A 1300-nucleotide genomic window follows, 5' to 3' on the forward strand; every position below is an offset into this window, starting at 1 on the left:
GGAGTCCAGGAATATATTGTCTGGCAGATTTATGAAAATAAACTGGATTGGTTTATCTTACAAGAAAGTCGCTATGTTGCTCTAGAACCGGATGAAAATGGCATTTTGCGATCGCAGGTTTTTCCGGGTTTGTGGTTAGCTGTGGAGGCGTTGCGTCAGAGAAATGTCGCGCAGGTTGTGACTGTTGTTCGACAGGGGTTGCAGACGCCAGAACATCAAGAATTCTTGCAGGGTTTGGGGCAAGGGTGAGAAACGCGATCGCTCATAGTGAAGCGATCGCCCCTCTCACTTATTTCGCCACGGCATGCTGCTGGAGTTCTTCTAGAGAAACGTATTCTAACGCCGAGGCGTGAGTGGAGGATAACACCACCGGGGGTGCAACGCCTGCATCCAGGGCTTCTTTCCAGCGAGAGGCGCACAAACACCAGCGATCGCCGGGTTTTAACCCCGGAAAATTAAACATCGGTACCGGAGAACTCAGATCGTTGCCCCTCGCTTGGGTGAACGAGAGGAACTCTTCGGTCACTTGCGCGCACACCACATGTGCCCCCATGTCACCCCCACCGGTATTGCATTTTCCGTCCCGATAATATCCGGTCATCGGTGAGGTGCAGCAAATTTCCAGGGGTTCGCCTAAAACGTTTTTCGCTTCTGTCACCAACTCAACCTCTTTTAACAACCCTTTTCATCTCCTCTATTATGCCGGATAAGCTGCCGGTTTGCAAGCGGTACTCGGAGATTTGTTCAGCGTACCTCCTACAAGCGCGATCGCCCACATACCCGCGCAAAATGAACCGCGTTCCCCGTCCCAGCATTGACGCAGTGGGAATCGGGGCGCAGCTCGTTTTCATTCCCCTACTTTTGCTCTAGATAGCTCTGATAGAGCGACTTGACTAAATTATCTAATTTTTCCTCATTACTACATTCCACTAGCGCTTCAAATACCTCCCATAATTTAGCCGCACTTTCTCCCAAAGTGGGACTCATTCCCCACACATCTTGCACCCAATCTTCCGGGCGATCGTCTTCAAAAATTATCCGTTCTAACAGTTGTTTGGCTTCTTTTTGAGAAATAGACATACTCGCAAAATTTTACCTCAAAATTTTCTCTTTTATTATCCCACATATGGCCGGAATTTTTTTCTAAATCACCGGAAAAATTCCCAGGAAAACAATTTGCTTTCGCGAAAAGGGGCGATCGCCACCCATTCCGACTACCAAACCTTATTCAACTCCAACACAAATCCGGGCAGCACATCTTCTCCCTCTAGGGTTTCGGGAGAGTGCAAGACTTCCACTT

2 protein-coding genes and 1 pseudogene are annotated in these 1300 nt (G+C 48.7%); 1 reads left to right on the forward strand and 2 read right to left on the reverse strand.

The annotated features are described in order from the left end of the window. A pseudogene (locus LKK83_RS00625) lies at positions 1 to 249 on the forward strand (Uma2 family endonuclease); the annotation flags it as partial. Between the two features lie 40 nt (positions 250 to 289). Here the strand turns inward: LKK83_RS00625 and LKK83_RS00630 are convergent. Beyond that, positions 290 to 661, reverse strand: coding sequence for a DUF2237 family protein (locus tag LKK83_RS00630; protein WP_324628797.1), 372 nt, complete (start codon positions 659 to 661; stop codon positions 290 to 292). 194 nt (positions 662 to 855) lie between these two features. Next, positions 856 to 1080, reverse strand: coding sequence for a hypothetical protein (locus LKK83_RS00635; RefSeq protein ID WP_324628795.1), 225 nt, complete (start codon positions 1078 to 1080; stop codon positions 856 to 858). Positions 1081 to 1300: the final 220 nt, after the last annotated feature.

Origin of the sequence: Phormidium sp. CCY1219, assembly GCF_035615515.1 — a bacterium.
Lineage (GTDB): Bacteria > Cyanobacteriota > Cyanobacteriia > Cyanobacteriales > Laspinemataceae > CCY1219.